Genomic DNA, 24,260 nt, shown 5'->3' with positions numbered 1-24,260 from the left:
CGCTGCACCCCCTCTCACCGGTACTCCGAAAGCCTGCGCCCGATGCCGAGCACCGCGCCGCCCGCGGCGAGCACCGCGAGCACCGCGGCGCCCACCGGCAGCCCGGTCATCGCGTCCCGCCCGTCGCCCGCGTCCGCGCTGAACTGGCGCTGCTCGTGCGCGAGGGCCGTGTCCAGATTCTTGTCCACCAGATCGAAGCACTCACCCGTCGGCTTGTCCTTCTTCGAACCGATGATCTTGTTGAGCGCGCCCTGGTAGTTGCCCGCGTCGTCCTGCTCACGGGCCTCCTTGTGGCGTCCGAGCCATGCCTTCATGCTCGCGTTCGCCCCCGCCACCGGCTTCTTGCCCGACGCGTCGTCGGCCAGCGACCCGGCCGACGTCAGCTTCGCCGCGAGCAGCGTCATCTGGCGCTGGAAGTCGACGTCGTACTTGTCCTTCGTCTCGCCGTTCACCGACACCGTCTCGGCGCCGCGGCTGACCAGCGTCAGGTTCTCGCTGCCCCGCGCCTTCAGGGACGCGATGCTCGCGTCGTGCAACACGTTCAAGGACCGTACGCCATGATCGTAGGAGGAACTCAGTCCGCTGCGGGCGACCGTGTGTCCGACCACGAGCCACAGCAGCACCACGGTCGACGCGGCGGTGGCGGCGAGCAGCCCCTGGTTGAACACCCGGTTCGTACGACGGTAGTTGCGCCGCTGCGCCCAGGCGAGACCGCCGAGGGCGACCACGCCGAGCACGATCGCGATCCACGGGTACGGCGTCGCCGCGTCGTAGTCGTCGCGCAGCCGCTTGTTCTCCGTCTTGTAGAGGTCCTCGGCGGCGGGCAGCATCTCGGTCTGCATCTTCGTGTTCGCGTACCGCAGATACGCGCCGCCCAGCGGGAAGCCCTGCCGGTTGTTGGCGCGGGCCCGCTCGATGAGGCCCTTGTACTGGGGCAGCAGCTTGTTCAGCTTTGCGATCGTGTCCGCGGAACGGGTTCCCGGGTCGGTGCTCGCCGCGGCCGTCACCAGCTTGTCCGCCGCGTTCCTTATGTCCCGCTCGTACCGGTCGCGGGCCGCCGCCGGTTCCTGGCCCCCCGCCAGGAACCCGCTGGACGCCGCCGTGTTGGCGTCCGCGAGCGAACGGTAGATGTCCGCGGCGTCCGCGGTCAGCGGCTGGCTCGAGTGCAGCACGTCGTCCGCCGCCGTCGAACGGTCCGTCATCTGCCAGGCCGTCGCCGCGCCGAACGCCACGACGAGCAGCGCGAGCACGGCCCCGATGATGCGGAGCCTGCCCGGCTCCGTCGTGGCCCCCGCCTTCAGCCGGTCCACGCCCTCCGCCCAGGCGGTGCGCCGCCGGGGCGCGGGCGCGCCGGGACCGCCGGGTGCGCCCGCGCCCCGCTGTGTCTGCGGTGGCACGCCCGGCATCGGTGGCGGGGCGGCGGGGCGCTCCGGCGGCGCCACGCTCCCGTTCGACGGGTATGTCACTTCGACCCTCCCCCATGGTCGTACGTCGGTCGCAAGTATCGCTTGGGCGACTGACATCCGCACGGGCATTGACTGGATCTTGTGCGGAAGCGCTCCGCTGGGGAACACGTGGGGGCGGGGGGTTCGGTTCCCCGTTGGGTGGTGCGCCTCAATCGCCGGCGGGGCTCGATTGTTGTCCGGCAGGGCTTGAATGCGCGTAATGAGCGCGCAGGCGCGCGTGCACCTCTGGAGGGGCTCCTGTCGCGTCCAGACCCAAGAGAGCCGCGCCCAGGACCGGAGGTTCGGTCACCACCCGGGGGATCGCGCGAGGTGCTGCGGCGGACAGCAACATGGTGACGCGACCGTTGAGTTGGGGGTGCTGGGCCGCCAGGACGCTGCCGCCCAGGAGGACGGGGACCCGCTCCTCCAGGAGGTCGAGGCGGCGGAGGGCCACCGTCGCCATCGACACCACCTCGTCCGCCATGCGCTCGACCAGGGCGCCGGCCACCGCGTCGCCCGCGGCCGCCGTCGCGAAGAGGACGGGGGTGAGTTCGTGGCGGCGGGCCGAGGGGATGCGGCCCAGGTGGAGGGATTCGATCAGGGCGTACATGGTGGGCAGGCCGAAGTGGGCCGGGAGCGCCTGCATCAGGGACGTCGGGTCGCCCCGGCCGTCCTCCGCGCGCGCCGCGAACCAGATGGCCTCCTCCGCCAGACCGCCCCCGCCGCCCCAGTCGCCCGACAGGCGGCCGATCGCCGGGAAGCGGGCCGTGCGGCCGTCCGGGAGCATGCCCGCGCAGTTGACGCCCGCGCCGCACACGACCGCGACGCCGCGCGGTTCGGCGTCCTCCAGGAGGCCCGCGCGCAGCACGGCGAAGGTGTCGTTGCGGACGTCGACCCGGGAGCCCCAGCGGCGCGCGGTCAGGGCGCGGGCCAACTGCTCCTCCTCCACGGGCAGGTCGGCGTTGGCCAGGCACGCCGACACGTGGTCGACCGATGCCACGCCCGCCTGCGCGTACGCCCGGTCGACCGCTTCCGCCAGGACGTCCACCGCCGGTTCGGCGTTCGAGCGGTGCGGCTGGAAGCCGCCGCCGCGGGCCGCGCCGACGACGGTGCCGTCGGCCGCGACCACCGCGACGTCGGTCTTGCTGTTCCCCGCGTCGATGGCGAGGACCGTCATGCCCACGCGAGGTGCTCCCGGTTGTGCGCGATCAGTTCGTCCGTGAGCTTCTCCGCGTACTCGATCTGGCCGATGAGGGGGTGGGAGAGGAGAGCCTTGAAGACGCGGTCCCGGCCGCCCTTGAGCGCCGCCTCCAGGGCCAGGTCCTCGTACGCCGTCACGTTCGCGATCAGGCCCGCGTAGAGCGGATTGAGCGCCGGTACGGGCAGGGGCTTCGCGCCCTTCGCGTCGACCGACGCCTGGACCTCGATCACCGCGTCGTCGGGGAGGAAGGGGAGCGTGCCGTTGTTGTACGTGTTCACCACCTGGTGCGGGGAGCCCCCGCCGCCCAGCAATGACGCCGCCAGGTCGACGGCCGCCTCGCTGTAGAAGGCGCCGCCGCGCTTGGCGAGCAGTTCCGGCTTCTCGTCGAGCGTCGGGTCGCCGTACATCTTCAGCAACTCGCGCTCCATCTCGGCCACTTGCGCGGCGCGGGACGGCTTGGTGCGCAGGTCTCGTACGACCTCGTCGTGCTGGTAGTAGTAGCGCAGGTAGTAGGACGGGACGACGCCGAGGCGGTCGACCAGCACGCGCGGCATGTGCAGGTCGTCGGCGATCGCGTCGCCGTGCTCGGCGATCAGGCGCGGCAGGACGTTCTCGCCGCCGGGGCCGCCGAGGCGCACCCCCAGCTCCCACGTCAGGTGGTTGAGGCCGACGTGGTCCAGGTGCACCTGCGAGGGCGCCACGTCGAGGAGCCTCGCGAACTTGCGCTGGAAGCCGATCGCCACGTTGCACAGGCCGACCGCCTTGTGCCCGGCCTGGAGCAGCGCCCGCGTCACGATGCCGACCGGGTTGGTGAAGTCGATGATCCAGGCGTCCGGGTTGGCGCGGCGTACGCGTTCGGCGATGTCGAGGACGACCGGGACCGTGCGCAGCGCCTTCGCGAGGCCGCCCGCGCCGGTCGTCTCCTGGCCGACGCAGCCGCACTCCAGCGGCCACGTCTCGTCCTGGTTGCGGGCGGCCTGGCCGCCGACGCGGAGCTGGAGGAGGACCGCGTCCGCGTCGGCGACGCCCGCGTCCACGTCCGACGTCGTCCGGATGACGCCGGGGTGGCCCTGCTTGGCGAAGATGCGGCGGGCCAGGCCGCCGACGAGTTCCAGGCGGTCCGCCGCCGGGTCGACGAGGACCAGCTCCTCGATCGGCAGGGTGTCCCGCAACCGCGCGAATCCGTCGATGAGTTCGGGTGTGTAGGTCGACCCTCCGCCGACCACGGCGAGTTTCATGGAAATCCCTTAGCCCTTTACTCCGGTGAGGGTGACGCCTTCGACGAAGGCCTTCTGTGCGAAGAAGAAGACTAGGCAGACCGGCGCCATCACCAGGAGGGTGGCCGCCATCGTCAGGTTCCAGTTGACGCTGTGCGCGGACTTGAACGACTCCAGGCCGTAGCTCAGCGTCCAGGAAGCCGGGTTCTGGGCCGCGTAGATCTGCGGCCCGAAGTAGTCGTTCCAGCAGTAGAAGAACTGGAAGAGGGCGACGGCGGCGATGCCAGGCTTCGCCATCGGCACCACGATCCGCAGCAGCGTGCGCAGCTCGCCGCAGCCGTCGACCTTCGCCGACTCGATGTACTCCTTCGGGATCGTCAGGAGGAACTGGCGGAGGAGGAAGATCGAGTACGCGTCGCCGAACGCCATCGGGATGATCAGCGGCCACAGCGTCCCCGCGAGGTGGAACTGCTGTGCCCACACCAGGTACATGGGGATCACGATGACCTGCGGCGGCAGCATCATCGTCGAGATGACGAGGATCATCGCCGTGCGCCGGCCCCGGAAGCGGAACTTGGCGAGCGCGTACGCGACGGGGATCGCCGAGCACACCGTGAAGAGCGTGCCCAGACCCGCGTAGAGCAGCGAGTTCTTCCACCAGTCGAGGAAGCCGTCGGTCTCCAGGACCGCCTTGTAGTTCTCCCAGTGCCAGGAGTCCGGCCACAGGTCGCCGCTCATCGCCTGCCCGTCGCTCATCACCGAGGTGAGGAAGACGAACACGAAGGGGAGGACGAAGAGCAGCGCCACGGCGATCGCGATGCTGTGCACGGCGATCCAGTGGAGGACCCGCTGCCGGCGGGCGCGGCGCGCGGCGGGGCCGCGCTCGGGGGCGGACCCCGAGGCGGTGACGGACGGAGCCGGTGTCAGTGTCGTCGTGGTCATGTCGATCAGTCCTCCGCCGCGAGCAGACCCGAGCGCTTGCGCATGAGCAGCGTGGTCACGGCCATGGCAATGGCGAACAGGACGAGCGAGAGCACGCACGCCGCGCCGGTGTTGAAGTTCTGGAAGCCCATCGAGTAGACGAGCTGCGGGACGGTGAGCGTCGAGTGATCGGGGTATCCCGGCTGGATGACGGTGCCGGGGCCGATCGAGACGCCCGACGCGATCTTTCCGGCGACGAGGGCCTGCGTGTAGTACTGCATGGTCTGCACGACGCCCGTCACCACGGCGAACATGACGATCGGGGTGATCGAGGGCCACGTCACGTAGCGGAACTTGGCGAAGGCTCCCGCGCCGTCCAGGTCGGCGGCCTCGTACTGCTCCTTCGGTACGTCGAGCAGCGCGGCCATGAAGATGACCATGAGGTCGCCGATGCCCCACAGCGAGAGCAGGACGAGCGAGGGCTTGGCCCAGGACGGGTCGTTGAACCAGTTGGGGCCCTCGATGCCGACCTTGGCGAGGATCTCGTTGACCGGTCCGGAGCCGGGGTTGAGCAGGAAGACGAAGGCGACGGTCGCGGCGACGGGCGGCGCGAGATAGGGCAGGTAGAAGGCGGTCCTGAAGAGGCCGACACCGCTCTTGATCTTCGTGACGAGCAGTCCGAGCGAGAGCCCGAACACCACGCGCAGCGCCACCATCACCACCACGAGCCACACCGTGTTCCACAGCGCGGGCCCGAACAGCGGCATGTCCCGGAACACGTACACCCAGTTCCGCAGCCCCACGAAGGTGGGCGCCTTGATCTGGTTGTAGTGCATGAACGAGAAATAGACGGTGGCGAGCAGCGGATAGGCGAAGAAGACGCTGAATCCGATCAGCCAGGGCGAGAGGAAGCCCACCGTGCGCCATCTGCGGCGCGCGGGCCGGGAAAGGGTGAGTGCCATGGCGCGCTCCTCAGTTCTGCGACTGCAGGGTGTCGGCGTCGATGAGTTGGTCGAGGCGCTTCAGCCCCTTGCGCAGATCGCCGACCTCGCCGGCCTCCTCGCCGTAACTGAAGTCCTGAAGCTGCGTGATGTACATGCCGCCGTTCGTCGAGGGCGGCATCACCTGGCTGTACTTGTTCTTCGCGATGCCGAGGAAGGCGCGGAACGTCGGATCGGCGTCCAGTTTCGGCGACGTGAGCGCGGCGAACGTCGACGGCACGTTGTGAATGGCGTTCGCGAACTTCACGACCTGGTCGGTGTCGGAGGTCAGGAACTTCACGAGTTCCCAGGCCGCGTTCTGGTGCTTGCTGCTGTGCGCGATTCCGGTGACGGTTCCGGTCAGATAGCCGCGCCCGTACGTCTCCGCCTGGTCGTCGGGGACGGGCAGCGGGGCGACGCCCCAGTCGAACTTGGCCTTCGCCTCGTTCAGCATGAGGCCGCGCCATTCGCCGTCCATGTGCATGGCGAGCTTTCCGCTGAGGAAGGCGTTCTGGTTCGACATCTCGTCGCCGAACGAGGTCCGGAACCGTTCGAGTGCCTTGTAACCGCCCTGCGCGTCCCGGAGTTTCCTCGCGGTCTTGAAGAATTCGTACGAGGCCGGTTCCTCGGCGAGCCGTGAATTGCCCTTCGCGTCGAAGTACGTGGGGCCCCATTGGGCGAACAGCCGGTCAGGGCTGTTCTGGTAGAGCCGGAAGTCCGGCATGAAACCGACGCGCTTGTACGAGGACCCGTCCTTGACGGTGAGCTTCTTCGCGTCGGCGACGAACTCGGACATGGTGCGCGGCGGTCGCGCGATGCCCGCCTCCTTGAAGGCGTCCTTGTTGTAGTACATGCCGAAGGCGTCCGCGAGCAGCGGAAGCGCGCACTGGTTCCCGCGATAACTCGTGTAGTCGAGAAGGGACTTCGGGAAGACCTTCTCCTTCTTCAGCCCGGTCTTCCTCATGAACGGATCGAGGTCGACCCACATCCCGGAGTCGCAGTACTGGCCGACATTGTTCGTGGTGAACGACGACACGACGTCCGGGGCCTCGTCGCCGCCGGCCCGCAGGGCCTGATTGGTCGTGGCGTCCGAGACGTTCCCGGTGGCCTCGACCTTGATGTTCGGGTGCAGCTTCTCGAAGCGGGCGATCGACTCGTTGATCGCCTTCACCTCGCCGGGCGCCGACCAGCCGTGCCAGAACTTCAGCGTCACGGGCTTCGTCGGGTCGTCGGCGGCGCTGCCGGTACTCGGATTGGCGCAGCCGGCGAGCAGCAGTCCGGCCGCGGCGAGCCCTACGGGCGCGCGCAGGGGTATGCGCCATCGCGGCATGGCGAACGTCCTTTACGTGTACGGGGGTTGGGGAGGTGCGGGGGTGTGATGAACTCAGGCGTTGCTGGTGTCGAAGACGGTGTCGCGGGCCTGGGTGAGGGCGGTGCGCAGGGCGCCGGTGAGGATCGGGTCGCCGGGCAGATCGCTGACGCGCAGCTGCGGCCGGGGCAGGGCGAGACCGGTGAGCTCCTCCTCGACGCGGTCGCGCAGCGCGTCGCCGCCGAGCCGGGCCACCTGCCCGGACAGGACGACGAGTTGGGGGTCGACGACGGCGACCACGGCGGCCAGCCCCGTCGCGAGCCGCCGCGCCACCTCGTCGAGCACGCCGGGCACGGCGAGCGCCTCGCCGACGTCCTTGACGCCGCCCGCCAGGGCGCGGATCGCGGCGGCGGCGACGAGGCTCTGGAGCCCGCCGCCCCCGTCCGGGCGGGCCACGGCGTCCGAGCCGCCGCGCGCCAGGGGAGCGCCAGGCAGCGGCATGTAGCCGATCTCGCCCGCGCCGCCGGTCGCCCCGCGCAGCAGCGTCCCGCCGAGCACGATCGCGGCGCCGACGCCCTCGTCGACGTAGGCGAGCACGAAGTCGTCGTGGTCCTGCGCGGCGCCCTCGTACTGCTCGGCGACGGCGGCGAGGTTGACGTCGTTCTCGATGGAGACGGGGGTGCCGAGGACCTGCGCGAGGTCGTCGCGCAGCGAGCGGGAGTGCCAGCCCGGCAGGTGCGGGGCGTAGCGGAGCCGTCCGGTGCCGGGGTCGATGGCCCCCGGCGTTCCGATGACGGTGGCGGTGAGGTCGCCGTGGCCGAGCCCGGCCTGGGCGAGCGCCCCGTCGACGGCCTCGGCGACGAGCTGGGCGGTGCGGTGCCGCACGTCCTCGCTGACGGCGTCGGCCTCGATGCGGCGGCGGCCGCGCTCGGCGCCGGTGATGTCGGCGACGACGGCGGTGATGCCGGTCGGGTCGGCGGAGAGGGCGGCGACGTGCGCGGCGCCCGGCTCGATCTCGTACAGCAGGGCGTTCGGCCCTGGGCGGCCGGTCTGGCTGCCGGTGGTCCGTACGAGCCCGGCGGCTTCGAGGCGGCCGAGCAGCTGCGAGGTCGTGGGCTTGGAGAGCCCGGTCAGCTCGCCGATGCGGGTGCGGGTGAGCGGGCCGTGGGCGACGAGGAGGTCGAGCGCGGCGCGGTCGTTCATCGCGCGCAGCACGCTGGGGGTGCCGGGGGTGACAGCCATGGGCGGGGACCCGTCTCCTCGTACTGTTAGGAAGGTTTCCTATCTGAGTGCGAGGAACGTAGTCCGCGGATGAACGGCACGTCAATAGCTCAGGGACAGGAGGAGCACAGGAAAAAGGGGCCGCACACGTCATGTGCACGGCCCCTGGGACAAGAATGACCCGGATCGATGTCAGGCTGAGATGCCTTCGATCCGGGCCAGGGCCTCGTCCGCGCCGAACGGCTGCAAGTACGGCAGCCAGCGCGGATCCCTATGTCCGGTCCCGATGATGCGCCACGCGAGCCCCGTCGGCGGGGCGGGGGCGTGGCGCAGGCGCCAGCCGATCTCCACGAGATGGCGGTCGGCTTTCACATGGTTGCAGCGGCGGCACGACGCCACCACGTTCTCCCAGGCGTGCTGACCCCCGCGGCTGCGCGGGATCACGTGGTCGACGCTGGTTGCGACGCCACCGCAGTACATGCACCGGCCGCCGTCACGGGCGAACAGTGCGCGTCGGGTCAGCGGAACGGGTCCGCGGTAGGGAACCCGGACGAACCTTTTGAGCCGGACGACGCTGGGAGCGGCGACGGTACGTGTTGCGCTGTGCATGAAGGCGCCGGACTCCTCGAGGCACGTGGCCTTGTTCTCGAGGACGAGTACGAGCGCGCGGCGGAGCGGTACGACGCCGAGGGGCTCGTACGACGCGTTGAGGACCAGGACATGCGGCACGGATGCCTCCTTGTACGCCGGCGGCGCGTGGCTCGCGCCGGGACGATCTCCTAGCCAGTCTCCCCTCACGGCTGGTCATGGCGCCACCATGTCCACGTAACGGGCTGGGAGTGTTTTCGACCACACGTCCTTCATGCCCGGCTCCGACCCGGCGGAGTCCCTTGCCAGGCAAAGGCCCCGTCCGTGATCACCGTCTCTCCCTCGAACATGACGACGATCCACACACAATGCCCCGTTAGTGTGGTGGGTCTGCCCGCTCCTGTCCCCGAGCGATGTCCCGAGGCGGGCGGATGGCTACGCCTGGAGGTACCTGCCGTGATCTTGTCCGTCCTGTCGGCCACGGGGGCGAGCGACGCCTCGTCCGACCCCGCGAAACCCACCCTCAAGGACGCCCAGGAGCAGGCCGGTCAGGCCGCCGGCTGGGTCGAGCAGAACTGGTCCACCTGGCTGAGCGTCGGTCTGCGGATCCTGCTGATCGTCGTGATCGCGTTCGTGCTGCGCGCGGTGATACGACGGGCCATCACCAAGTTCGTCGACCGGATGAACCGGCGGGGCGAGAGCGGGGCCACGTCGGCACTCGGTGGACTTCTTGTGAACACCGAGCGACGGCGGCAGCGTTCGGAGGCCATCGGCAGCGTGCTGCGCTCCGTGGCCTCGTTCCTGATCCTCGGCACGGCCGCGCTCATGGTGCTCGGCGCGTTCAAGATCAACCTTGCGCCGCTGCTCGCGTCCGCGGGTGTGGCCGGTGTGGCGATCGGTTTCGGTGCGCGCAACCTGGTCACCGACTTCCTGTCCGGCGTCTTCATGATCCTGGAGGACCAGTACGGCGTCGGGGACACGATCGACGCGGGTGTGGCCTCCGGCGAGGTCATCGAGGTCGGTCTGCGCGTGACGAAGCTGCGCGGCGCCGAGGGCGAGATCTGGTACGTGCGCAACGGCGAGGTCAAGCGGATCGGCAACCTCTCCCAGGGCTGGTCCACGGCCGCCGTCGACGTCACCGTCCGCGCCGACGAGGACCTCGACAAGGTGAAGGCGACGCTCACCGAGGTCGCCGAGACCATCAGCAAGGACGAGCCCTGGAACGAGATGCTGTGGGGTCCCGTCGAGGTCCTCGGCCTCGACAGCGTGCTGCTCGACTCCATGGTGGTGGGCGTCTCCGCGAAGACGATGCCGGGCAAGTCCCTCACCATCGCCCGCGAACTGCGCTGGCGCATCAAGCGGGCCTTCGACGAGGCCGGCATCCGCATCGTCGGCGGCGTCCCCGCCCAGCCCGAGGGCGAGACCCCCGCGGACCCCACGGCCACCATGTCGGCCCCGTCCGCCTACGCCTCCTCCACGTCCCCCCAGTCCCTGGCGGCGTCGCCGATCCCACCGGCGAATCTGTCGAAGTAGCCGCCCGCCGGTACGAGGACGGGGGCGGCGTCCCATTCCGCGTACACGGTCTTGCCCACGCTCCGGGGCGCCCAGCCCCACCGCCCCGCGAGCGCCGCCACCAGTGACAGACCCCGTCCGAACTGGTCCGTGCCCTCGGCCGCGCGCGGACTCGGCGGTCGCTCGCCGCGCGGGTCGCTGACCTCCACGCGCAGCACGGTGTCGGTGGCGTGGAGGTGGACGCGGATCAGGCGGTCGCGGAGGCTGCCGTGCAGCAGGGCGTTCGTGAGCAGCTCCGACACCACGAGTGCCGTGTCCCCGGCGAGTCCCGGGTGCCCCCACTCGGTCACGAGGCGAGCGGTGCGGCGACGGGCGATCGGGACGCTGCGGGCCACGGGTGTGTAGTCGACGGTGTCGGCGTGACGGACAACGCCGGGTTCGCCTTCGCGTTCTTGTTCGGCCATGACGCGCACCTCCATGTGCGGTCGGGTAGTCGACGGTGGCTCTGCCGCGCCTGCGGGTGGGCAGGCCGGTGCACTTCCGCCAACTGGCTGCGCCGGGTGGCTTGTTGAGTACGGAACGTAGCGAGATCGATGGATCGGGCGCAATCGGCTCGGGGACAATTGTCTCCAACGAGTGATGGTCGTCGACGAGTCGACGCCCGCTGGGTGACACTGAGCCGGTGAATCGACCGGCACAACTTGGCAATCGGGTCTCAACTGTGTTGGGGCGAAGGCTCGGTGCGGAGCTTCTGCGCTTGCGTGACGCCGCAGGGCGGACGCAGCAGCAGGCCGCCGAGGCCATCAGCGCGACCAACTCGAAGATCGTGAAAATGGAGCGCGGATGGGTCCCCATGCGGGACCCGGACATCCGGGCGCTGTGCGAGTTCTACGGCGAGGACGACCGCAAGGCCGTCGCGAAGCTGACCGATCTGGCCGGCCTCGACCGCGAACGCCGCAAGGCGAAGGGGTGGTGGCAGCAGGCGCCCAACGCAGGGACCCTGACCGAGTACATCGCGATGGAGGACGCCGCCAGTCAGCTGCGCACCTGGCAACTCTCCTTGGTCCCCGGGCTCTTCCAGACTCCTGAGTACGCCAGGTCACTCGCGGTCAGCGAGGGGGCCGGAGTCTGGGAGGACCCCGACGAGATCGAAGGTCTCGTGGAGGTTCGGATGCGTCGGCAGGAGCGGCTTCACGGCGACCGCCCCTTGCACGTGTACGCCGTTGTGTGGGAGGCCGCGCTGCGGCAACTGATCGGCGGCGCCGCCGTCATGCGGGCTCAGCTGAAGCACCTGATGAGCGTGGCCGACCTGCCGAACGTCCGACTCCAGGTCCTGCCGTACCACGCAGGCGGACACCCCTGCATCACCGGGCCGTTCACGATCATCTCGTTCGCGGAATCCGCGGCCGTCGACGTCGTCCACGCCGACACGATCGCGTCTACCGTGTGGGTGGAGAACGAGGCCGAAAGCGCCGCGTACGGCAACTTCTTCGACCGCACCGCCCGGCTGAGCCTCGCGCAGCGCGACTCGACCGAGCTCATCGCCAAGATTCACCAGGAGATCTGACTCGTGTCCCAGTTCGTCTTCGTCAAGTCCAGCTACAGCAACACGGGCGGCGAGTGCGTCGAGGTCGCCCGAAACGTTCCCCGGGCCGTCGCGGTTCGTGACTCGAAGGACGCCGACGGGCCCATAGTCCGGTTCACTCCGGCCGGTTGGACCCGTTTCGTCGAGGAGCTGCGGTCGTAGGAACGGCGCCACCGCCGTCAGTCGGCCACCCCGTACGCCCCCACGCTCCACAACGAGAACCCGTACTGCGTCGCTCGTTTGTCGCCCACGATGCGGATGAAGCGGGTGTTCTTCGCGTCCATGCGGACCGACTCGTGGCCGCCCTGGCCGTCCTTCACCGTGGCCGCCGTGCGCCAGGTGCGGCCGTCGGGGGAGGTCTGGACGCGGTAGTGCTTGGCGTAGGCATCCTGCCAGTGGAGGGTGACCAGGCCGAGGCGGGTGGGCTCGGCGAGCTTCACCTGCCACCATTCGCCGTCCGCCGCGGGGGAGGACCAACGGGTCGACGACTTGCCGTCGTTGGCGTCGGACGCCGGGAAGTCCGGGGTCTCGTCCGCCGAGGAGGAGGCCTTGCCGGTGCGGGCCAGGTCGGGGCCCGACGTGCGGGGGTAGGCGCGCACCGCGAAGGTGCGGGTCTCGTCGCCGAAGCGGAGGGCGATGTCGTACGTGCCGGCCGGGGTGGACGCCGGGACCGTCAGCTTCACCGGCACGTCGACCTGCGTGCCGCGCGGGAGTTCGGACTGGTGCGGCAGGTCCACCTTGATGCCGTGCGGGGCCTTCGCCGTGAGCCGCCCGCGCACGTTGTCGGGCCGCTGCCCGGTGAGGTGCGCGGTCACCTGCTCGGTCCTGCCGCCGATCTCCAGGTCCGCCTCGGTGCGGGCCAGGGTGAGGGAGGCGTCGGGGGTGTCCGCGTACCAGGGGACCAGGTGGGAGACCGCGTCGTCGGGGGCGCCCGTGACGCGGAGTGCGTCCGCGCGGGTGTGGGGTGTTCTCAGTTCCGTGAAGCCGCCGGCTGCCAGTGAACCGATGCGCTTCCAGCCGGCGCCGGGGACGTGGGCCTCGACCGTGCCCGAGGTGCCGGGCTCCGTCATGACCGTGACCGTGGACAGGGCGCGGGGGCGCGGGAGTTCGGCCCTCGGGCCCTTCGCCGCGTCCGCGCGGTCCGTGCCCGACCAGGACGCGAACTCCTTCTCGGCGCGCTCGAGGAACGGGTCGAGGACGCCCTTGCCGACCGTGACCCGGTCCCCGTCGAGGTCCCCGCGCAGATCGGACAGGCGGCGCGCCGCCTTCCACGCCGCCGCGTCGTCACCGCGGCCCGCCGCCTCCAGCATGTCGACCGCGGCCTCGCCCGCCTGCCCGTACCGGCCCAACTTGTCGGACCAGGGCCGGACCTCGGCGTCGAGCTCCGTGCCGTCGAGCGCGGAAGGCGTGCGGCGCATCTGCGTGAACGCGTCCCGCAGCGCCTTCGCCGCCTTCTTGTTGGCGTCCGCGTCCGTCGTCGTACGGGCCTTCCAGAACGCCGAGACGAGCGGCTTCAGGTACGCGGACTCGTCCGCGCCGAGCACCGACGACGCGTCGTTGCCCGCGAGGGCGTGCAGCGCACGCCCGGTGCCCGCGTCCCCGTCCGCGAGGTCGTCGATCGCGGCCTTCCACGACTCCTGCGCCCGGTAGTCGCGCGGGTTCCACGCGTAGTCCGCCGCCGTGAACAGCGGAATCCGGGACGCGGCAGGCTGCTCCATCGCCGTGGCGAGGACCGCCGCGGAACCGGACGCCACGGCCGGCTCCCTGCCCATGTACGGGCCGAGGAATATCCGGTCCTGCGCATAGTCGTTGACCGGATAGTTGTCCATCGTGAGCAGCTTGTGCCCGCCGCCGAACGCGCTCTGCGCGCCCGCGAGTTCACCGCCGGTGATGGTGCGCGGCACCACGCCGACGCCCGTCCACGCGACCTCCACCGAGTCGTCCAGGTCGCCGGAGAGCGCCGTGCGGTACTCCGTCCTCCCGTCCTGGTAGTACTCGGTCGGCATCAGGGACAGCGGCTCCGCGCCCGGGTGCCGGGCCGCCAGGTGCTTCGCCACCGCGTTCGCGACCTTCGCCTGCGCCTTCGCCGCCGCGTCCGGGCCCGAGCCGAACTCGCGCGCGTCGGACTCGCAGTGCCACTCGCTGTACGACACGTCCTGGAACTGGAGCTGGAAGGCGCGCACGCCGAGCGCCCACATCGCGTCGAGCTTGCGGGTGAGCGCCTTGATGTCGTCCGGCGACGACATGCACATCGCCTGGCCGGGGGCCACGGCCCAGCCGAGCGTCACATGGTTGGCGCGGGCCCGCTCGGCGAGGCGGCGGAAGTCGGCGCGCTGCTCCGCCGGGTACGTCTCGCGCCAGCGGGCCTGCCGGTACAGGTCGTCGCCGGGCGCGTACAGATAACGGTTCTGCTTGGTGCGGCCCATGAAGTCGAGCTGCTCCAGGCGCTGTTCGGTCGTCCACGGCGTGCCGTAGAACCCCTCCGTCAGACCGCGGACGGCCGTGCCGGGCCAGTCCCGTACGACGACTCCCGCGACGGTCCGTCCGTCGATCAGCTGCCGGAACGTCTGCGCCGCGTGGAACAGGCCGTCGTCCCCGACGCCCTCGACGGCGATCGTCGGCCGCCCCGCCGCGCGCCCCACCGCGAGCCGGTAGCCGCCCGAGGGCAGGTCGCCGCGGGGGCTCGCGCCCAGGCCGCGCAGCACCGCGTCGAGCGCGCTCGCCCCGCCGGTACGCGCCTTGGGCCGGTAGTCGCCCGCGCCCGCCTCGGACCCCGGGGCCTCGGTGCCGATCCGCACCACGAGCTCGGCGCGGCGCGGTACGTCGTCCTCGCCGCCGACCTGCCGCACGTGCCGCGCCCCCGCGTCCCGCAGCGCCGTGCGCAGCGCGTCCACGGCGTACCTGTCGGAGCCCGGCGGTGCCACGAGCGTCACCTCGTCGGGGACCGTGACCCCGTCCGCGTCGTCCGACGCCTTGAGGGACTGCGGCCGCGGCCACACCGCGGGCAGCTGCGCGTCCGACTTCAGGTCGCCCGTGGACGTCCCCGGCCGCGGGGGAGCGGCCACGGCGCCCGTGGCCCCGCCCAGCGTCCCGGCGATGACGGCGACCGCGAGGGCGGCCGCCCTCTTCCTGCGCCGGAGCTGCACGGCGTACTCCTCGTCGGTTCGAAGTCGGGTCGAAGTCGGTTCCGGTCGGCTCGAAACCGACTGGAGACGCACCAGGATAGAAGGGCGGAAGCCGTCGATGGGCGGTAACCGGCCCTACCGACGAGTTGCCTGGTCGGACGGGAGTTTTTTCGGTCGGCCCGGCCTCCTGGGCAAGTTCCTTTCGTCGTACACAATGTGACCAGCAACACGTTGTTCCACGGAAAAGGTCTACGCCCGCGCCCACTGGGTAGGGCTCCGACTCCCGACGCCTTACGACGAAGGAGGCCCCCGTGGCCGCATCAGCACAGCTCCTGCTCTCGGCCCTCTCCAAACAGGCGGACCTCAGCATGCTCGACGACGCCGACGTGACCAGCACCAGCTCCTTCGAATCACCCCTCACCAGCGAGCCCGCCTTCACGGACTACGCCCCCCTGACTTCCGAGCCGCCCATGAACGACGAGGCGCCGCTCACCTCCGAGCCCACCCCGAACGGCCTGGCCGCGGGCTGCCCGAGCGGCCTCGCCTGAGCCCATGACACTGGCCCGGCTCGCCGCGCGGCACGGAGTGGCCACCTCCTACTCCCCGGCGCCGGGCCGCACCGTCCACGCCTCGGACACGGCGGTGGCGGCGGCCCTCGCGGCGCTCGGCGTGGACGCGGCCTCGGCCCCCACGGACCCGCCCGAGCGGCTGCTGCCGCCGACGGTCGTGGCGTGGGCCGACGGCGGCGTCCCCCGCTGGGCCGCGGACCCGCCCGCGGGCACCGAGTGGCGGCTGCGCCTCGAGGACGGCGACCGCTTCGACGCCTGGGAGCCGGGCACGGCCACGCCCCTCGGCGTGCACCGGCTGCGCGCCACCGCCCCCGACGGGCGGACCGCGGAGGCGCACCTGATCGTCGCGCCGCCCACCGCCCCGACCCCGCCGACCCGCACCCACGGCCTGCTCGTCCAGCTGTACTCGCTGCTGTCGAGCCGCTCCTGGGGCATGGGCGACCTCGCGGACCTCGCCGACCTGGCGTCCTGGTCGGCCCGCACCCACGGCACCGGATTCCTCCAGGTCAACCCGCTGCACGCGGCGGTCCCCGCGGGCCCCGAAGGCGGCACCGACCCCTCCCCGTACCGCCCCTCCTCGCGCCGCTTCCCCGACCCCGTGCACCTGCGGGTCGAGGACGTGCCCGAGTACGCGTACGTCGCCGGGCACGCCACGGAGGCCGCCCGGCTGCGCGACGACGTGCTCACCAAGGGCGGCCTCATCGACCGGGACGCCGTGTGGGCGTTGAAGCGGACGGCGCTCGAAGCCGTCCACGCGGTGCCGCTCACCCCGGGGCGCCGCGCCGCCTACTGCGACTTCCTCGCCGCCCAGGGCACCGCCCTCGACGACCACGCCACGTACTGCGCACTCGCCGAGCGGTACGGCCCCGACTGGCACACCTGGCCGACCGCCCTCCAGGACGCCCGCTCCGCCGAGACCGGGCACGCCCGCCGCGAGCTGATGGACCGCGTCGACTTCCACAGCCGGCTCGCCTGGCTCACCGACGGACAGCTCGCCGCCGCGCAGCGGGCCGCCCGCGAGGCCGGCATGCCGATCGGGCTCGTCCACGACCTCGCCGTCGGCGTGCACCCCGGCGGCGCCGACGCCTGGGCGCAGCGCGACGTCTTCGCGCAGGGCATCAGCGTGGGCGCGCCCCCGGACGCGTTCAACGCGCGCGGCCAGGACTGGGGCCTGCCGCCCTGGCGCCCCGACCGGCTCGCGGAGACCGGCTACGCCGCCTTCCGCGACCTGCTGCGGGGCGTGATGCGGCACGCGGGAGCCGTCCGCATCGACCACGTGATGGGCCTCTTCCGGCTCTGGTGGATCCCCGAGGGCGAGCCCCCGACCGAGGGCACCTACGTCCACTACGACGCCGAGGCCATGCTCGCCGTGCTCCTCCTGGAGGCGACGCGCTCGGGCACGTACGTCATCGGGGAGGACCTCGGCACCGTCGCGCCCGGCGTCCGCGAGACGCTGCACGCGCGCGGGGTGCTCGGCACGTCCGTGCTCTGGTTCGAGCGCGACTGGGAGGGCGGCGGGCGGCCGATCCCCGCCGACGCCTGGCGCACCGACTGCGTCGCCACCGCCACCACCCACGACCTGCCGTCCACCGCCGCCCGCCTGACCGGCGACGACGTACGCCTCCGCGAGCGGCTCGGCCTGTCCACGGCGAGCGGCGCGGAGGCGGCGGCCGAGGTCGCCGAGTGGCTCGCCCTGTTCACCCGCGAGGGACTGCTCGCGGGCGGCACGTACGACGAGGAGGAGGCCGTGCGGGCCGTCCACCGGTTCCTGTGGCGCACGCCCGCCCGGATGACCGGGGTGTGGCTGCCCGACCTCGTCGGCGACCGGCGGCCGCAGAACCTGCCCGGCACCTGGACCGAGTACCCGAACTGGCGGCTGCCCGTCGCCGACGCCGCGGGACACCCCGTCACGCTGGAGGAACTGGCCGCGTCGCCGCGCGCGCACGCCCTCCTGAGCGTGTTCGCGGAACCACTCGAAGGCACCCGGGTGCCTCTTACAGGCCCCCCGGACGCGCGGCCCGATTAGGCGTTCGCTACGTTGGGCTCGTGGACAAGAAGAACGCCCTGCGCGCCGGCGCCCTGGCCTCCGGTACGACGCTGATGATGCTGCTCATGTCGTCCCCCGCGCTCGCGCTCACGCGCGACGACGGCGACGACCCGGGTACCGGCCTGAGCGTGATCCAGACGCTCGGCCTCTACGTGGCGACGCCGATCGTGCTGTTCCTGGTGATCGCCGGTCTGGTCTCGCTGGGCGACAAGTCCCGCAAGCAGCAGAAGCAGGGCTGACGGCCCGCTTCCGTACGGTTTCCCGTCGAGGGCACCCGCCGCGTTCGGTCGCGGCGGGTGCCCTCGACGCGTCCATGGGGGCAGGATGGGCCGGGTCGATCCGGGCGTCATCGCTTCTGGAGGCCTCATGGACAGCACCGGCTCAGCGCACAGCACCGGTTCAGTGATCGTGGTCGGCGCGGGCCCGACCGGCCTGCTGCTCGCGGGCGACCTCGCCGCGGCGGGCATCCCCGTCACCCTCGTCGAACGGCGCCCCCACCAGATCAGCAACCTCTCCCGCGCCTTCGCCGTGCACGCCCGCACGCTGGAACTGCTCGACGCGCGGGACCTCGCCGACGAGCTGGAGGCGCGCGGCCAACGGCTCCAGCGGCTGCGCCTGTTCGGCAGCCTCTTCCTCGAACTGGCCGAACTGCCCTCCCGCTTCAACCACCTCCTCGTCGTCCCGCAGTACGAGGTCGAGAAGCTCCTCGAACAGCGGGCCGTCGACGCCGGGGTCACCTTCGCGTACGAGACCGAGGTGACGGGCCTGCACCAGGACGCGGACGGCGTCACCCTGCACGTACGCGCCGACGGCGAGTCGAAGGACCTGCGCGCGGCGTACGTCGTCGGCACCGACGGCATGCGCAGCGCCGTGCGCGGGGCCGTGGGCCTTCCGTTCCCCGGCAAGTCCGTCATCCGCTCCGTCGTCCTCGCCGACGTACGCCTCGAGGAGCAGCCCGACGACGTGCTGACCGTGAACACGGTCGGCGACGCCTTCGCCTTCATCGCCCCGTTCGGCGACGGCTACTACCGGGTGATCGCCTGGAACCGGGCGCACGACGTGGCCGACGACGCGCCGCTCGACCTCGACGAGATCAAGGAGACCGCGCGGCTCGCCCTCGGCCGCGACTTCGGCATGCACGACGCGCGCTGGACGTCCCGCTTCCACAGCGACGAGCGCCAGGCGCCCAAGTACCGCGTCGGCCGGGTGCTGCTCGCGGGCGACGCCGCCCACGTGCACACCCCGGCGGGCGGCCAGGGCATGAACACCGGGCTCCAGGACGCGGCGAACCTGAGCTGGAAACTGGCGGCCGTGGTGGACGGCCGCGCCGACGAGGCGCTCCTCGACACGTACGAGGCCGAGCGCCACCCGGTCGGCAAGGCGGTGCTGCGCAGCAGCGGCGGCCTGGTGCGGCTCGCGATGGCCAAGCGGCCGTGGTCGCTCGCGGCCCGCTCGGTGCTGGCCACGGCCGTGAGCCGCGCCCGGCCCGCCCGGGAGCGGGCGGTGGGGCAGCTCACCGGGATCGGGGTGGCGTACGGGTCGCCGCGGGGCGCGCACCGGGTGGTCGGCAAGCGGGTCCCCGACATCCGGCTCTCCGACGGCTCCCGGCTCTACGAGGTCCTGCGCGAGGGGAAGTTCGTGCTGATCCTGCCGAAGGGCATGAGCGGCCCCGGCGAGCTGCTGCCCAAGGACGCGGCCGTCGTCACGCACTACGCGGGCGGTCTCGACCTCGTGCTGCTGGTGCGGCCCGACGGCTACGCGGCGTGGGCGGGCCACACGCTCGACCATTCGGATCTGTCGAAAGGTATTGTGGAAAACTTTCGATGGACGTGATGAGTGGCGGGGTGTGACGGTAGGGGCCATCAGCCGCCACGTCGAACGACAAGGACATCGATGGCCCTCCTGGACCGCACCCGTACGCGCACCCGCCCCGGCACCGCACCCGCTCCCGCCGCCCGTCGGCGGATCGACGCGGGGATCGGTGCCGGGCTCGCGCTCGCGGCGCTCGCCACGGTCGTCTGGTCCGGGAGCTTCGTCACCGCCCGCGGGCTGCACGACAGCGTGCCGCCGATCCAGCACGCGTTCTGGCGCTGGATCGTCGCCATCGCGGCGGTCGCGCCGTTCGGGGTGCGGGCCGTGTGGCGTGAACGGGCCGCGCTGCGGCGGCACTTCGGCTTCGTGGCGCTCGCCTCGCTGCTCGGCATCGCCACCTACAACACCCTCGTCAACCAGGCGGGCATGACCACGTCCGCGGGCAACATGGGCATGATCATGGCCGCTTCGCCGGTCGTCATGGCCGCCTACGAGCGGCTGGGCGGGGCGCGGTTGGGGGCGCGCCGGGTGACCGGGACGCTCATCGCCTGCGCCGGGGTCGTGCTGCTCGTCAGCAAGGGTTCGCTCACGCCCGACTTCTCGCCCGGCGACCTGTGGGTGGTCGCGGGGGCCTGCTGCTTCGGCTCGTACAGCGCGCTGCTGCGCCGCAGGCCGAGCGGGATCGGCGGAGTGGCCTTCCTGTTCGCGACGTTCGTGCTCGGGGCGCTGATGCTGCTGCCCGTGTACGTGGCGAGCGTCGCCGTGCAGGGCGGCTTCGAGGTGCGGGCGGGCACGGTGGGGCCGCTGCTCTACGTCGGCGTCGTGTCGTCGGCGGTCGCCTTCTTCGCGTGGAACAAGGCGATCGCGCTGGTGGGAGCGGCGCGGGCCGGGGTCGTGTACTACCTCCAGCCGGTGTGCGTCGCGCTCCTCTCGTACGCCGTGCTCGGGGAGTCGATGGGGTGGGCGCAGGTGGGGTGCATGGCGCTGATCCTGGGCGGGGTGGTGCTGGCTTCCGTGACATCGGCGTCGTCCTCACGGTTTGCCGGAACGGCAACAAAGCGGGAGCGGGAAGGGGCGTAGCGGGAGGATCGAGGGGTGACGTTCTCCGTCGAGCTGGAGGTGACGATGTCCGAACCCGTCCACCGTCTTGTGCCGTCGCCCGCCGGGCGCATCCATCTCGTGGAGCAGGGGGAGGGGCCGCTGGTCCTGCTGCTGCACGGGTTCCCCGAGTCCTGGTACTCGTGGCGGCGGCAGCTTCCGGTGATCGCCGCAGCCGGGTACCGGGCCGTGGCGATCGACGTCCGGGGGTACGGGCGTTCGTCGCGGCCCGACGACATCGCGGCGTACCGGATGCTCGAACTCGTCGAGGACAACGTCGCCGTGGTGCGGGCGCTCGGCGCCGAGACGGCCGTCGTGATCGGGCACGACTGGGGCGCGAACATCGCGGCCACGTCGGCGCTCGTGCGGCCCGAGGTGTTCACGGCCGTCGGACTCCTGAGCGTGCCGTACGCGCCGCGGGGCGGGCCGCGGCCCAGTGAGGTGTTCGCCGGGATGGCCGGGGGCGAGGAGGAGTTCTACGTCTCGTACTTCCAGGAGCCCGGGCGGGCCGAGGCGGAGATCGAGCCGGATGTACGGGGGTGGCTCCGCGGGATCTACGCGGCGATGTCGGCCGACACGATGCCGGGGGACGGCGCGGCCGATCCGCACTTCGTGGGGCGTGGGGGACTGCTGCGGGACCGGTTCCCCGAGACACGCCCCGGGTGGCTGAGTGAGGCGGAACTCGACGTGTACGCGGGGGAGTTCGAGCGGACGGGGTTCCGCGGGGCGCTCGCGCGGTACCGGAACATGGACCGGGACTGGGAGGACCTCGAGGCGTACGACGGGGCGGCGATCACGCAACCGTCGCTGTTCGTCGGGGGTGGGCGGGACGCGTCGACGACGTGGCTCGCGGAGGCGATCGACGCCTACCCGAAGACCCTGCCGGGCCTTCGGGGCTCCCACGTTCTGCCGGGGGCGGGTCATTGGCTCCAGCAGGAACGCGCCGCTGAGGTCAACGGTTTGCTGCGCGACTGGCTCCGCGACCTGCCCTGACCCGGTAGCCGGTCCCTACGCCTCGGGGCTCCGCCCCGGCCCCCGCGCCTCAATCGCCGGCGGGGCTGTCATGCCGCACCGGGGCTTGAATTGCCTGCCCGCACCGGCCCCTTACGGCCGCTGCCGCTCCCGCCACGGGGAGCCGTTAACGTCGGGGCGTGAGTGTGACGGGTTGGATGGAGCGGTGGCAGGTCCCCGTGTACCTGGGGGCGATGGGGGCCGGAGGTCTTCTCGGGGTTGGCGCCCCCGGTCTCGGGGGTGGGCTCGAAGGGGGCATCAACCCCGTGCTCGGCGCTCTCCTCTACGTCACCTTTCTCCAGGTCCCCGCAAGGGACCTGCTCCGGTCGCTGCGGCCCGGACGGTTCCTGGGAGCCGTTCTCGGCGTGAACTTTCTCGTCGTTCCGCTGGTCGTCGCCGCCATGTTCGGCTTCCTCCCCGACGACCGCGCCGTCCGCCTCGGCGTCCTGCTCGTGCTGCTCTGCCCGTGCGTCGACTACGTCATCGTCTTCAGCGGCCTCGCGGGCGCCGCGAGCCAACGGCTGCTCGCGGCCACGCCCGTACTGCTGCTCGCGCAGATGGTGCTGCTGCCCGGGTATCTGTATCTGTTCATGGGGGAGGGGCTGGGGGACGTCGTCGACGCCGGGCCCTTCGTGGAGGCCTTCCTCGCGCTCATCGTCGTCCCGCTCGCCCTCGCCTGGCTCACCCAGGCCTGGGCCGCCCGCCACCGGACGGGGCGACGCGCGGCCGACGCCGCGGGCGCGGCGATGGTGCCGCTGATGGCCGCCACCCTGCTGATCGTCGTCGCCTCCCAGCTGCCGAAGCTGGACGACAACCTCGGGGACGTGGCGCGCGTCGTCCCGTTCTACGTGCTGTTCCTGCTGGTGATGGCGTTCGCGGGCCGCGCCGTCGCCCGCCTCTTCCGGCTCGACGCGCCCTCGGGCCGGGCCGTCGTGTTCACCGGCGCCACCCGCAACTCCCTCGTCGTCCTGCCCCTCGCCCTCGCCCTGCCGGACCCGCTGGCCGTCGCCGCGGTCGTGGTCGTCACCCAGACCCTGGTCGAGGTCGTCGGCATGGTGGTCTACGTGCGGGCGGTGCCGCGGCTGCTCGCCTGAGTGGCCGAGCCGTCACAGCCGCAGCTCCATCAACGGAAGCGTGCGGCCCGGAATCGAACCCGACGGCGTCACGCCCACGTGCCGCCCGCCCATCGCCTCGTAGAACGGCACCGCGTTCGGGTCCGCCGACCACCCCACCGCCCTGAACCCGGCCGCGCGCGCCGCTTCCCGCATGTGCTCGAAAAGCAGCCGACCCACCCCGAGCCCCATCGCATCGGGGTCGACGAACATCAGGCCGAGCTCGCCCACCGGCGGCGCCCCTTCGAGCGTCACCAGGCCGAGCAGCCGCCCGTCCGCGTCCTCGGCGACGGTCGTCCGGCGGCGCTCGACCTCGGACGGGTGCAGCGTCAGCTCGGCCACGCACGACGCCATGAACGCGTCGTCGTAGCCCCAGTGGGCCTTGGAGCGCAGCGCGAGCGCCGAAAGGCGCTCCGCCTCGTCGGGGCGGGCAGGGCGGAGGCGGTGGTCACGGGTCATGAGGTCAGCGTAGGGGCGGGCCGCGAGCGGATACGTTGGGCGCATGAGCAGCGAGAAACGAGTGCCGGGACCCGACCGGTGGGACGTGAAGAAGCTGGTGATCCTGCGCACCCTGCGGGAGCGCGGCACCGTCACCGCCACCGCGCAGACGCTGCTCATGACGCCGTCCGCCGTGTCGCAGCAGCTCACCAACCTGTCCAAGCAGCTCGGCGTGCCGCTCCTGGAGGCGCACGGCCGCCGGGTCCGGCTCACCGACGCCGCGCAGCTCGTCCTGCGGCACGCGGAGGCCGTCTTCGCCCAACTGGAGCGCGCCGACGCCGAGCTGGCGCAGTGGGTGCACGGCGACACCGGAACCGTGCGGGTCGCCGCGTTCTCCACCGCCGTGCCCGCCCTCGTGGTGCCGGCGGTCCGGCAGCTCCGCGACGCGCACCCCGGCATCACCGTCAAGGTGAGGGAGGCCGAGGCGGGCGAGTCGTACGAGCTGCTGGCCGCGGGTGAGGTCGACCTCGCGCTGTCCCTCGCCGCGCACGCGCCGACCGCCCGCGACCCCAAGTTCACCCGCGTGCCGCTGCTCGCCGACCCGCTGGACGTCGCCCTCCCCGTGGGCCACCCGCGGGCATCGGAACCGGGCCTCCGCCTCGCCGACCTCGCCGACGAGCAGTGGATCTTCGGCGGGTCCGGGGCCTGGTCGGAGATCACGACGGCGGCGTGCGAGGCGGCCGGCTTCGTGCCGGAGCAGGCGCACAGCGCGGCGGGCTGGACCGCGATCCTCGCCATGGTCGAGGCGGGCATGGGCGTCGCGCTCGTGCCGCGGATGGCGGCGGCGCGCCGGGACGGCGTGGTGATGTGCCCGCTGGGCGCGGACCGTCCCGTACGGCATGTGGTGGCAGCCGTACGGAAGGGGTCGGAGGAGGCGGCGGGGGTCCGGCGCGTCATCGAGGCACTGACCGCCGCCGGCAGACATACACCGTAGGGCCGATCCGCGACCCGCCCCAGCAGACCTTTCAGTAGAACTGAAATGTCACATCGAAAATTTTCGATGGACCTG

General features: G+C 71.9%; 22 protein-coding genes. 11 read left to right on the top strand and 11 right to left on the bottom strand.

Annotation, left to right across the window (positions count from 1 at the left end):
* Window positions 1-14: 14 nt before the first annotated feature.
* The 8 genes from ACTWJ8_RS15410 to ACTWJ8_RS15375 all read right to left on the bottom strand — a co-directional run bounded on the left by ACTWJ8_RS15410 (window position 15) and on the right by ACTWJ8_RS15375 (window position 9,023).
* Window positions 15-1,466 carry a hypothetical protein gene (locus tag ACTWJ8_RS15410; RefSeq protein ID WP_443264111.1) on the bottom strand — a complete coding sequence of 484 codons (1,452 nt, stop codon included), beginning with the start codon at window positions 1,464-1,466 and terminating at the stop codon, window positions 15-17.
* 148 nt (window positions 1,467-1,614) lie between these two features.
* On the bottom strand, window positions 1,615-2,622 hold the full coding sequence (locus tag ACTWJ8_RS15405; RefSeq protein WP_356377930.1) for an N-acetylglucosamine kinase: 1,008 nt from the start codon (window positions 2,620-2,622) through the stop codon (window positions 1,615-1,617).
* The gene (locus ACTWJ8_RS15400) at window positions 2,619-3,884 is read right to left on the bottom strand and encodes a 6-phospho-beta-glucosidase (protein ID WP_443264109.1); all 1,266 of its coding nucleotides are present in this window, start codon (window positions 3,882-3,884) and stop codon (window positions 2,619-2,621) included. The genes ACTWJ8_RS15405 and ACTWJ8_RS15400 overlap by 4 nt, the downstream gene beginning before the upstream one ends.
* 9 nt (window positions 3,885-3,893) lie before the next feature.
* A complete protein-coding gene (locus ACTWJ8_RS15395; RefSeq protein WP_443264107.1) occupies window positions 3,894-4,805 on the bottom strand; it encodes a carbohydrate ABC transporter permease in 912 nt (303 codons plus the stop codon).
* Between the two features lie 5 nt (window positions 4,806-4,810).
* Window positions 4,811-5,746, bottom strand: a complete 936-nt coding sequence (locus ACTWJ8_RS15390; protein ID WP_356376781.1) for a carbohydrate ABC transporter permease — start codon at window positions 5,744-5,746, stop codon at window positions 4,811-4,813.
* A 10-nt stretch (window positions 5,747-5,756) separates the two neighbouring features.
* A complete protein-coding gene (locus tag ACTWJ8_RS15385; RefSeq protein ID WP_443264106.1) occupies window positions 5,757-7,094 on the bottom strand; it encodes an ABC transporter substrate-binding protein in 1,338 nt (445 codons plus the stop codon).
* A gap of 54 nt (window positions 7,095-7,148) precedes the next feature.
* On the bottom strand, window positions 7,149-8,315 hold the full coding sequence (locus ACTWJ8_RS15380) for an ROK family transcriptional regulator (protein ID WP_356376786.1): 1,167 nt from the start codon (window positions 8,313-8,315) through the stop codon (window positions 7,149-7,151).
* 171 nt (window positions 8,316-8,486) lie between these two features.
* The gene (locus ACTWJ8_RS15375) at window positions 8,487-9,023 is read right to left on the bottom strand and encodes an HNH endonuclease (RefSeq protein ID WP_356376788.1); all 537 of its coding nucleotides are present in this window, start codon (window positions 9,021-9,023) and stop codon (window positions 8,487-8,489) included.
* 315 nt (window positions 9,024-9,338) lie between these two features.
* On the opposite strand from ACTWJ8_RS15375, the gene ACTWJ8_RS15370 reads away from it, so the two are divergent.
* Window positions 9,339-10,415, top strand: coding sequence for a mechanosensitive ion channel family protein (locus tag ACTWJ8_RS15370; protein ID WP_356376790.1), 1,077 nt, complete (start codon window positions 9,339-9,341; stop codon window positions 10,413-10,415).
* Here the strand turns inward: ACTWJ8_RS15370 and ACTWJ8_RS15365 are convergent.
* The gene (locus ACTWJ8_RS15365; protein WP_356376792.1) at window positions 10,346-10,858 is read right to left on the bottom strand and encodes an ATP-binding protein; all 513 of its coding nucleotides are present in this window, start codon (window positions 10,856-10,858) and stop codon (window positions 10,346-10,348) included. The two genes, ACTWJ8_RS15370 and ACTWJ8_RS15365, sit on opposite strands and share 70 nt — an antisense overlap.
* Window positions 10,859-11,076: 218 nt before the next feature.
* On the opposite strand from ACTWJ8_RS15365, the gene ACTWJ8_RS15360 reads away from it, so the two are divergent.
* The gene (locus ACTWJ8_RS15360) at window positions 11,077-11,961 is read left to right on the top strand and encodes a helix-turn-helix domain-containing protein (protein WP_443264105.1); all 885 of its coding nucleotides are present in this window, start codon (window positions 11,077-11,079) and stop codon (window positions 11,959-11,961) included.
* A gap of 3 nt (window positions 11,962-11,964) precedes the next feature.
* The gene (locus tag ACTWJ8_RS15355) at window positions 11,965-12,141 is read left to right on the top strand and encodes a DUF397 domain-containing protein (protein ID WP_443264104.1); all 177 of its coding nucleotides are present in this window, start codon (window positions 11,965-11,967) and stop codon (window positions 12,139-12,141) included.
* Window positions 12,142-12,158: 17 nt separating this feature from the next.
* Here the strand turns inward: ACTWJ8_RS15355 and ACTWJ8_RS15350 are convergent, their stop codons facing one another.
* Entirely contained in the window at window positions 12,159-15,125 is a 2,967-nt protein-coding gene (locus tag ACTWJ8_RS15350; RefSeq protein WP_443264103.1) for a beta-N-acetylglucosaminidase domain-containing protein, read from the bottom strand.
* 290 nt (window positions 15,126-15,415) lie between these two features.
* Here ACTWJ8_RS15350 and ACTWJ8_RS15345 point away from each other — a divergent pair, with 290 nt between their 5' ends.
* The 7 genes from ACTWJ8_RS15345 to ACTWJ8_RS15315 all read left to right on the top strand — a co-directional run bounded on the left by ACTWJ8_RS15345 (window position 15,416) and on the right by ACTWJ8_RS15315 (window position 22,735).
* Window positions 15,416-15,652, top strand: a complete 237-nt coding sequence (locus tag ACTWJ8_RS15345) for a hypothetical protein (protein WP_356376799.1) — start codon at window positions 15,416-15,418, stop codon at window positions 15,650-15,652.
* A 4-nt stretch (window positions 15,653-15,656) separates the two neighbouring features.
* Window positions 15,657-17,699, top strand: coding sequence for a 4-alpha-glucanotransferase (gene malQ, locus ACTWJ8_RS15340; RefSeq protein WP_443264102.1), 2,043 nt, complete (start codon window positions 15,657-15,659; stop codon window positions 17,697-17,699).
* 20 nt (window positions 17,700-17,719) lie between these two features.
* Window positions 17,720-17,959 carry a hypothetical protein gene (locus tag ACTWJ8_RS15335; RefSeq protein ID WP_356376804.1) on the top strand — a complete coding sequence of 80 codons (240 nt, stop codon included), beginning with the start codon at window positions 17,720-17,722 and terminating at the stop codon, window positions 17,957-17,959.
* A 127-nt stretch (window positions 17,960-18,086) separates the two neighbouring features.
* Window positions 18,087-19,553: an FAD-dependent monooxygenase gene (locus ACTWJ8_RS15330; protein WP_356376807.1), complete on the top strand. Its 1,467-nt coding sequence runs from the start codon at window positions 18,087-18,089 to the stop codon at window positions 19,551-19,553.
* 60 nt (window positions 19,554-19,613) lie between these two features.
* A complete protein-coding gene (locus tag ACTWJ8_RS15325) occupies window positions 19,614-20,612 on the top strand; it encodes a DMT family transporter (protein WP_443264101.1) in 999 nt (332 codons plus the stop codon).
* Window positions 20,613-20,657: 45 nt separating this feature from the next.
* The gene (locus tag ACTWJ8_RS15320) at window positions 20,658-21,623 is read left to right on the top strand and encodes an alpha/beta fold hydrolase (protein WP_443264898.1); all 966 of its coding nucleotides are present in this window, start codon (window positions 20,658-20,660) and stop codon (window positions 21,621-21,623) included.
* Between the two features lie 176 nt (window positions 21,624-21,799).
* Entirely contained in the window at window positions 21,800-22,735 is a 936-nt protein-coding gene (locus tag ACTWJ8_RS15315; RefSeq protein WP_356377937.1) for an arsenic resistance protein, read from the top strand.
* Window positions 22,736-22,747: 12 nt separating this feature from the next.
* Here the strand turns inward: ACTWJ8_RS15315 and ACTWJ8_RS15310 are convergent, their stop codons facing one another.
* Window positions 22,748-23,212 carry a GNAT family N-acetyltransferase gene (locus ACTWJ8_RS15310; RefSeq protein WP_356376810.1) on the bottom strand — a complete coding sequence of 155 codons (465 nt, stop codon included), beginning with the start codon at window positions 23,210-23,212 and terminating at the stop codon, window positions 22,748-22,750.
* 43 nt (window positions 23,213-23,255) lie between these two features.
* Here ACTWJ8_RS15310 and ACTWJ8_RS15305 point away from each other — a divergent pair, with 43 nt between their 5' ends.
* Window positions 23,256-24,185 (top strand): LysR family transcriptional regulator, encoded by a 930-nt coding sequence (locus ACTWJ8_RS15305; RefSeq protein ID WP_443264100.1) that lies wholly within the window; start codon window positions 23,256-23,258, stop codon window positions 24,183-24,185.
* Window positions 24,186-24,260: the final 75 nt, after the last annotated feature.

Source organism: Streptomyces sp. SDT5-1, assembly GCF_052245995.1.
Classification (GTDB): domain Bacteria; phylum Actinomycetota; class Actinomycetes; order Streptomycetales; family Streptomycetaceae; genus Streptomyces.
This window is presented reverse-complemented; position numbering and strand designations above follow the sequence as displayed.